Source organism: Microcoleus sp. B6-A1 (assembly GCF_036705085.1).
GTDB lineage: Bacteria > Cyanobacteriota > Cyanobacteriia > Cyanobacteriales > Microcoleaceae > Microcoleus.
On sequence record NZ_JAUBTU010000037.1, the window covers coordinates 56,295 to 64,848 of the forward strand.

An 8,554-nucleotide genomic window follows, 5' to 3' on the forward strand; every position below is an offset into this window, starting at 1 on the left:
TTAAACAATCACTAAATTATCTCGGTGTACCGCCGTTTCTACGCCTGCATAGCCTAAAATCTCAGCAATTTTCTCGGACTTGCAGCCCTGGATTTGTCTCAATTCTAAACTGCTATAATTCACAAGTCCTCTAGCAATTTGCTTGCCGGCTGCGTCGCACAACTGCACGGAATCATCAGCTTGAAATTCTCCTTCTACTTGAGCAATACCCGCAGCTAAAAGCGATTTTCCGCCGTGGGAAATTGCCTTGACAGCACCCGCATCTAAATATAGTTTTCCGGCCGGAATTAGCACGTTAGCTATCCAGTGTTTGCGAGCGTTTACAGGGCGCGGTTGAGGCTCGAATTGAGTACCGATCGACTCTCCGTTAAGTATTTTCTCGATATTACCAGGAAAGCAGCCGTCAGTGATGACAGTCCGTACTCCCGATGCAGTTGCTATTCTCGCCGCTTCAATTTTTGTCACCATTCCGCCGGTTCCCCAACCGCTGCGGGAATCTCCTGTTTGCACCTGAAATTCTGTGAGCTGTGCCATACTTTGGACTAGGGCGATCGGCTGCGCGTCTGGATTGCTGCGCGGATCGGCGGAATACAGCCGATCGACATCTGTGAGCACAAACAACCAATCTGCTTCTACCAAACTCGCTACTAGCGCCGAAAGCGTGTCGTTATCGCCAAATTTAAGCTCGTCTACCGCTACTGTATCGTTTTCATTGACGATCGGAATCACGCCCAACCTGAGCAGTTGCCCAAAAGTATTGCAAGCGTTAACATAACCATTACGCTGCACTAAATCGCCCCTGGTGAGCAATACTTGAGCGATCGGCTGTTGCAGAGTAGTAAACAAGTCATCGTACACACGCATCAGTCGCCCTTGGCCCACAGCCGCCACAGCCTGTTTCAGAGCGATATTTCGCGGGCGTTCCGTCAAACCCAAGCGCGCGCAGCCAACCCCAACCGCACCCGAAGAAACCAAAACTACTCGATGGCCTTGCTGCCGCAAATCAGCTAAAATTTCGACCAATGCAGCAATAGTTGAAAGAGCTAAGTTTCCGGTAGTCGATCGAGTCAGAGTCGAAGTTCCAATTTTAACAACAATAGTTTTAGTCATGATCTTTAATTTTCAGAGATGCCCCCAAAGCTTGAGAAACCCACACTTCAAAAGAGCGCACCGGATACTTGCGAAGCGCATACCCAGCATCAACCATTGGTTCCACTAAAATAGTGAACATACCCAAACGATTGCCTGCTAAAACATCAGTAAAAAGTCGATCGCCCACCATCGCCACCTGTTCCACCGGCAAATTCATCGCCGTCACAGCTTTCCGCAACTTGCGGCGGGACGGCTTAGCTGCACCAGTGATGTACGGTAGATTCAAAGACTCAGCAATTCGACCGATCCGATTTTGACTTAAATTATTGCTTGCCAACCATAGCGATACTACGGGTTTAATTTCTTGTACCCACAAGCTGAGTTCAGGAGAAGCATTCATTGCCGTAATGGGAACAAGAGTTTCGTCCACATCCAACACTAATCCTTTAATCTGATATTTCTCCAGAATATCAGCCGTTAACTTCATGACTGAATCGCCTAGAACTAAGTCAGGCTGTAGTAGTTTACCCCAAGTCATAATGATTTTAGATTTTAGATTTTAGATTTTAGATTGAGAAATAAGAAATTGGGAGTTAAAGATTGAAAAAGTAAAAAATCAAAAGTGAATAATTATTGCTTTTCCTTCGTTACTTTTGACTTTTTACTTTTGTATTAGTCATTGCCCATCTATTGAGTAGATCGCACTTTTTGGTCAACTTGAGCCACAGCAGCATTGTGTTCGGCCAGAGTGCGACTGAAAATGTGAGTGCCGTCGTACCGCGCCATGAAATACAGATATTCTGTATTTTCAGGAGTCAGAGTCGCTTCCAGACTTGCTATTCCCGGAGATGCGATCGGAGTTGGCGGCAGCCCTACATTGATGTAAGTATTGTAAGGAGAAGGTGTTTCCACCTGCTTGAAAGTCAAAGGCTTTTCCTTCGTTTGCCTAATGCCGAGGGCGTATTCAACCGTCGGGTCAGAACCCAAGGGCATACCCTTTTTCAGACGGTTGTTGAATACCCCAGAAATGCGGTTCCGCTCGGAAGCAACCACAGCTTCTTTTTCTACAATACTCGCCAAAGTCACCCATTCTTTGAGAGAGAGCTTCGTATTATTCTGATTTTTTTGATATACCGGCAAAGCTGTCTGCTCGAAACGGGTGAGCATTTGTGTGATCGCAGCTTGAGGAGTAATTCTATCGCCGTCTAGCTGATAAGTATCCGGGTACAAAAAACCTTCCAAATGAGGCAGGCCGCTCGGCAGCCAAGGGTATTGAGCGTAAGGAATTTGACTCGCGGCCGCCATAAACTCCTTAGCAGGAAAAAAACCTTGCGCTTCAAAATAAGTGCTCATTTGTTGCAGCGACCACCCTTCGGGAATCGTGAAACTCTGCTGTACGACTTCGCCCTTCCAAATTTTGTCAGCAACTGCACTCAGAGGCTGAGTCGGCGACAGTTGGTAAGTTCCTGCTTGAAAACCTCCCTCGCGGTTTTGCAGAGTCAGCCAGCGGGCCCACATATTCCATGCCGAGCTCGATCGAATCAACCCCGCAGCCTCTAAATCCCGCCCGATTTTTTGACTGGGAGTACCCTCCGGGATTTGGATCGAAACAGCCGAATCCTCTGGCGGGGAAGTTGACGTTTGAGCTATTTTAGGAGGCGCCGAAGCCCAGCTCCACCAAGCCCAGCCCTGCCAAGCGCAAACTCCCCAGATTGCCGGCAGCAACGCCAGATAAAACAACCATTTAGAGGCTTGCGGAGTACCTTTTCGGCTCTCGCGCGCGCTGCCTTTTGTCATTTGTTCTTTATTCATAGTCCGTTGTCTTGGATAAGCGGCGGGTAACTAGCGACTAATGACTGATGACCTGCGATTGATGACCGAAAAGTTACGAATACAAGCCCTTTAAAAGACCCAATTCACGCGGCCCAATTCAAAAGCCCGATCGCGAAGGCAGAAGCGGCCACCTCGAAAAAGTTCGATCGGGCGAGCAGTTTACTTTTTTATAAAATAGTAAAAAATTCTGCTTTTTGCCATCAGGGCTTGTGCCTGCAATTAATATCTAATCAAGCTCGTCAAAGAACTGGTCTTCCAGCATAGGTAACATCGGTTCCAGCCTTTGGAACTCTTCTTCCGAAAGCAATTCTGGCTTACCGTCGTCATCCATTCTAGCCAAGATAAAGAACGGGTCTAGAGGCGTATAAATCGCATATTCCTGTTCTTCGTGGTAGAAGCTGGTCAGCCACATCAGCTCCTCGAACTCCGACTCCTCATCGGGATCGACATCAGATGCCATATCCTCTTCGGGAAATTCCGGCAATTCGCCAACCACAGTCAGCGTCACTGCCGTGCGTCGGAGGGTCAAGTTCTGCTCTTGCAGCACAACTCTAGCTGTATCAAAAATTTTGTCAATTTCGGTCTCGTCTTCTACAGGAATTGCTGCTTCGTCCGTATCGTCTCCCTGCCAGGTAAAAATTTCTACGGGTGAGTCAATCGGAAGCAGCAAAGCGTATTCTTGACCTTCGAGATTCATAGAATATTCTATGTTGCAAGTCAGCGATCGCCCAACTTCATCCGTCAGGGTGACGGACTCTTCGTTGGAATTGCCATTCTCTTTTTTGCGGTATGGGGATGAGGACATCGCGTGTATCTTAGTTTTCCGTCAATAATTCAGTAACGTTGGCTTGACAATTGGGAATTTTCGTGGCGATATTCTGGCTAAGTGGGCGATCGCCAGTCCACCAGCTTAAACCGCGAGACTCGCGGCCTTTTCCACAGGCGAGGAGTGCAGCGGTTAAATCTCAGTCGAGTCAGCAACCGACACTGAGGACAAATCACGATTTTGTGCTTCTTCAGTACCAAGGGTACAGCAGAATTTTCTCCAGTTTGTCAAGGGTTACAGGTGTGCGTAGCAAACTTGCACAACCAGGATATCACGCCTTTGTTACCACCTATCAAGGATTGGGAGGGGCGGAGATATTTTGCCTCCGCTCGTCTAGCCACTGCTGCAAAATCAGGGCTGCTGCTTTGCGATCGATCGAACCCTTATTATTTTGCGACGGCGAAATCCCTGAAGCTTTCATCAATTCCTCTGCCTCAACCGAAGTCAGGCGCTCGTCCACGTATTCTAGGGGGATCTCTAAGGCGGAGGCGATGCGATTGGCATATTTCTGCACCTGTCGGGCTTGGGCGCCCAATTCTCCGCTCAGGGAGTAGGGCAAGCCTGCCACTAAAATTTGCACTCTCCGCTCTCGCACGAGTTCTCGGAGATAAGCTACGTCTCGATCAAAGGACGATCGTACCAGTGTTGTAATGCCCGTAGCTATTAAACCGGTGCCGTCACACCCGGCGATGCCGACTCGTTTGAGGCCGATATCTAATCCCAGAGCTGAAATCCATAATTTATCGTTGGACATTATCAATCAAGCAATTTTAGATTTTAGATTTTAGATTTACTGTTTTTTTGCGGAAATAATCTTATTTAACGAACCGCGAAGACGCGAAGCAATAAGAGAATAAAGTAAGAAGAAGATAGGTAATCTTAGGTTGATATCAATAATCAAAAGCAGAAGGGTTATTTTGGGATTATGACCGAAAAAATGAATTCTTTGGATGATTAATTCTATTTTTTATACCTTTTACCTTTTACCTTCTGCTTTTCACTATTAAGTATTAACTTTTCTCTTGGGAGCCTTCGTCTAGAGGCAATTCGGGCAATTTTAGAGGCAAAATGCTGCTGATATCTGTTGCCGATGATTCGGAATGCTGGAAGTTCAAGGGGTTAACTTGATTCGTTTGGCTGTTTCCTGAGTCAGCCAACAGCGGTTTAATCTCGGAGGATGCGGGCCCTGCTGTGGCTTCCCCCGCCATCGGGCCGAGCCAGGACATCCGGCCCGGTACGGGTTTGCGAGTTGGCTGGAAGCTTTGCAGCATTTCTGATAGCTGGAGTCCTTCGAGAGAGACCAACTTGGACTCGCGCAATTTGTGCCACACCGATCGAGACATCAGCAAACTGTGTTCCAAGCGCACTGCTCCAAATTGCTCTAAATAAGCTTCCCGTTCCGGCTGATAGTCAGCGGAAGCCAGTTGCAGGCTTTGAATCGGGAAATCTTGAACAAGGCGCGCCATCTGCGACAGCAGTTCCGGGTAAAGCCAAGTGTAGGCCGGGTGTACAGTCAACTGGGCGACGTGCGGTTGCTGGCCATTGCGGGATAGCTGCACCTGAAAATAGCCGATCGCGGCTTTGCGCTGCGGTTCAAACACGTAGCCGCTGACTACCTCGGTTTTGGCCAGCCACTGTCTGACACCTTCGACTAAAGCGCCGAAAAAACTGGTTTTGAAATCTTGAATGTGGCGATCGAATACTTGGCGCACCAGCGGGGGCATAGACGCGGTATCCAGTTGGTATAGCAACTGAGCGTCTGCGTTGCTCACCGGCAGCAGGTTGGGCAAATCTGGCGTCGAGGAAGCCATTTCTTGCAGGCGTTCTGGGGCGATCGTCCAGTAAGTCATCTGGGCCAAAGGCTGAAACCCGTTTTGCCGATATAAAGCCAAGGAAGTTTTGTCGCCGACATTCACTTCCAACAGCCACGTCCGCGCCTCCCAGACTGCCTCAAAGCAGTACCGCAGCAGCATGGAACCAATTCCTTTGCTGCGGGCTTCCGGGTCTACTCCTATGCGATCGATCCGCCAAGTGCTGCGGGTGCGGTTGAAAGGAGAAATCTGAATTATGCCCTTAACTTTCCCCTCTTCTTCGGCAACGTGGGCCCGGAACAGGGACTGACAAGGGTTGGGAAACAAGCTAAAAATCTTTAGTAGTCCGTACCAGCGGCGAATCTGCTGCAACTTTCTACCTAGTACCACGTCGCAGCTTCCGCCCTTGCTGTTTTCTGGCTCTTCGGCTGTTTCCGCGCACAGTTGTTCCATCACCTCGATGTCGCGATACTGAAACGGGCGAATCACAACCTGGTTTTGGTTTTGGGAGGGAAATGAAGTCATAGCATAAAAGTGGATAATGGAAATTTAAAAATAAAAATTCAGAAAGGGGAAGAGTTAGAGAAGTTTTGAGTGTTGAATGGGTAAATTTTGAGTTCAAAACTTATAACTTTTGATTCTTCTCCCTTTCTTGCGCGATCGAAAATTAAAAATTTCAAATCATCTTTTTGAATTTTTAATTTTCTGTTTTCAACTCAAGATTTCTGTGGCAGAGGTCGAATTACAACAACCGGTGTTCGCTCGTCAGCATTCCCGGCGGGGTTGCTTCGCAAGGCTTGCTCTAAGAATGTTACCGATAAATCGGAGGTCGCTGCTAATATCTTAACTGCTTTCAAGTCATTAGCGTCTACGATCGCCGCCGCAAGTCCGGTTTCTCGTTGAATTTCTTCTACAACTTGCTGGGGATTGTCCGGGCCTAGGACAATAAATTGGTCGAAGGGAGGCAAAGTCCCGGTAACGTCGTCAATCAGTCTGGCTTGTTCCCCTGCAAGTTGGTAAAAGACTCCCGGTTTACCGAATATTTTAGCCACAGCGCCGATCGCAAATGCTGCTACTACGCGCCAAGGGCCTACTACATCAACCAACGTCTGCATTCCGCAAGCCGTGGCCAAACTCGACATCGGCAAGAAAAACAAGCACACTCGCTTTGCCGCCCATCCGGGTTTGACTTCGCTGGGATGGCGATAGCGTCCCTGCATCAAAGCTAGGGGAGTTTCTGCCAGGGCGACAATATCGCCTTTCTGGGCGCGCGGCAGCACGTACCGCTTGACAATTTCGACGGGATTGTCCAATTCCGTCAGGATGTGGGTGCGAATCGGCAAAACTTCGGCAACTCCGACATTTCGGGCATTAGGTACTGTCTCCGAGTTGGGAAATTGCAGGGGAACTACTACGTTACGGACTTTGGGGATGCGGCCGCCTGGGCCGTAGGTGACGTAATGTATTTGCACCCAAGCTGACTGCAATTTGGTTAAATCTTGCCCTTGAATGTCTACAGAAACTTTGATTTTCGTGTTTTTTTGGGCTTTAACAATATAGCCGAACCAGTAATCGTCTGCTCTGGCTGCTGCGTCTTTGTGGCAAGGAATCACCTTTGTCTCGGAAGTAACGCCATCCAAACTTCCGTCTGACAGCAGTTTCACCTGTGCCCGCACTTCCGGCAACATAATCTCAAACCGCTGTGTCAGGTTGCGGAACTCCATTTCCCCGACTAAAAGATAGCGGTTGGGTTCGGAGATGGCTAAGTGCCATTCTCCGGCTGTTAGTTCTAGTTTATTTGCACTTCCAGTCCGGCGATAGTTCAACTCTAGGCCTAACCCGCCCAATGCTAGCAGCGAACCGGCTGCTGCGACTCCTGTTGCTAAAGTCTCAATCACTCTAATTACCGCCAATAATATTTTGTGTTTACTGTAGTCGATATCGGGTACTTTGAGCGCTGATCCGGTAGTAATTGAAGTTTTGGGGGATGTTGGGGTTGGGGTTGGAGAGTGGGATGGGCGATCGGGTTTTAACAACACCGAGAATTAATCTTGCAGTCGCTTCCGCAGTATATAAAGAGGTTTTCTCAATTACAATTGATATATTCAGTTTCAAAAACACCAAACCCACGAAATCGAATCAATGCGTGCAATCAATCCTGAAGCTACTGATATAGTTTGCCCTTTAATCAGTGGCAATCATCTATTTAATCCAATTAAGGTAACTGCCAAGTCTCCCAAAACCTATCGCAAAGCCGTTTATCGCATAGCACAGTTTTTCCGTCGTGAGTTTAAGTATGATTTTGTTCAGTACGGTTATGAAGGCGAAGAAACAGACCCCAATCATGTTGCATTTCTCTGGATTGAGCCGGAAGCTCAACACTTTTCCAAAGAATTTAAAGTACCCTGTATTGGAGCGTGCTGCTTTAGACTTCGCTCTTCAGGTTACGCGCTCCAGTGGATTTGGTTGCATCCATACTTGCGAAGACAGGGGCTGCTATCAGCTACATGGGCTAAGTTTATTAATGAATTTGGAAATTTCCATGTTGAGACTCCTTTGTCCGATGCAATGAAAGCGTTCCTGAAAAAGCATAATTATTGTTAGCTTCAATCAGTTGCCACCCTTACTTTTTTGTAGCGCAAAGCTGCTGCTTTGAGAGCTTGATTCGGCTGGGTTGGATTCAGGAGGGCATTCACGAAAGCCTCGCTGTCGTCAAGGTCAAGTTTCAGTCTTTGGTGCTGTTCAATAACTTTGGAAGCGACTGCTTGAACGCTGGCGATGACGAAATCTGTTAAGGTACGTCCTTCTAAGTCAGCGGCTTTTTGTTAAAGGGCTTTAATCTCTGGACTGATACGAGCCTCCAATCGGGCTGACGGTTCCGATTTAGTAGTTTTAGTCATACAAAATACGGTAGATATAGCCTTTCTCAGAAAGATGAGGTACAATAACAGCAGTGTGTAAACCAGTTAAAAATATTTGACGATGTAACTTG

Annotated in this window: 8 protein-coding genes and 1 pseudogene; 1 reads left to right on the forward strand and 8 read right to left on the reverse strand. The window is 47.7% G+C overall.

Annotation, left to right across the window (positions count from 1 at the left end; translation table 11 throughout):
* The 7 genes from proB to QUB11_RS15825 form a co-directional block, all read right to left on the reverse strand.
* A complete protein-coding gene (proB, locus tag QUB11_RS15795) occupies positions 1-1,110 on the reverse strand; it encodes a glutamate 5-kinase (protein WP_333204153.1) in 1,110 nt (369 codons plus the stop codon).
* Entirely contained in the window at positions 1,103-1,630 is a 528-nt protein-coding gene (locus QUB11_RS15800) for a YqeG family HAD IIIA-type phosphatase (protein ID WP_333204152.1), read from the reverse strand. The genes proB and QUB11_RS15800 overlap by 8 nt, the downstream gene beginning before the upstream one ends.
* 149 nt (positions 1,631-1,779) lie before the next feature.
* Positions 1,780-2,904 (reverse strand): endolytic transglycosylase MltG, encoded by a 1,125-nt coding sequence (gene mltG, locus QUB11_RS15805; RefSeq protein WP_333204149.1) that lies wholly within the window; start codon positions 2,902-2,904, stop codon positions 1,780-1,782.
* Between the two features lie 247 nt (positions 2,905-3,151).
* On the reverse strand, positions 3,152-3,730 hold the full coding sequence (locus tag QUB11_RS15810; protein ID WP_333105541.1) for a DUF3727 domain-containing protein: 579 nt from the start codon (positions 3,728-3,730) through the stop codon (positions 3,152-3,154).
* Positions 3,731-4,043: 313 nt separating this feature from the next.
* Positions 4,044-4,505 carry a Holliday junction resolvase RuvX gene (ruvX, locus tag QUB11_RS15815; RefSeq protein WP_333204147.1) on the reverse strand — a complete coding sequence of 154 codons (462 nt, stop codon included), beginning with the start codon at positions 4,503-4,505 and terminating at the stop codon, positions 4,044-4,046.
* 256 nt (positions 4,506-4,761) lie between these two features.
* The gene (locus QUB11_RS15820; RefSeq protein ID WP_333204145.1) at positions 4,762-6,087 is read right to left on the reverse strand and encodes a GNAT family N-acetyltransferase; all 1,326 of its coding nucleotides are present in this window, start codon (positions 6,085-6,087) and stop codon (positions 4,762-4,764) included.
* Between the two features lie 191 nt (positions 6,088-6,278).
* Positions 6,279-7,460: a F420-0:Gamma-glutamyl ligase gene (locus QUB11_RS15825; RefSeq protein ID WP_333204249.1), complete on the reverse strand. Its 1,182-nt coding sequence runs from the start codon at positions 7,458-7,460 to the stop codon at positions 6,279-6,281.
* 244 nt (positions 7,461-7,704) lie between these two features.
* Between QUB11_RS15825 and QUB11_RS15830 the strand changes: the two genes are divergently transcribed.
* A complete protein-coding gene (locus QUB11_RS15830; RefSeq protein WP_333204143.1) occupies positions 7,705-8,166 on the forward strand; it encodes a hypothetical protein in 462 nt (153 codons plus the stop codon).
* Positions 8,167-8,168: 2 nt separating this feature from the next.
* Here QUB11_RS15830 and QUB11_RS15835 read toward each other — a convergent pair.
* Positions 8,169-8,375, reverse strand: a pseudogene (locus tag QUB11_RS15835) (type II toxin-antitoxin system TacA family antitoxin); the annotation flags it as partial.
* Positions 8,376-8,554: the final 179 nt, after the last annotated feature.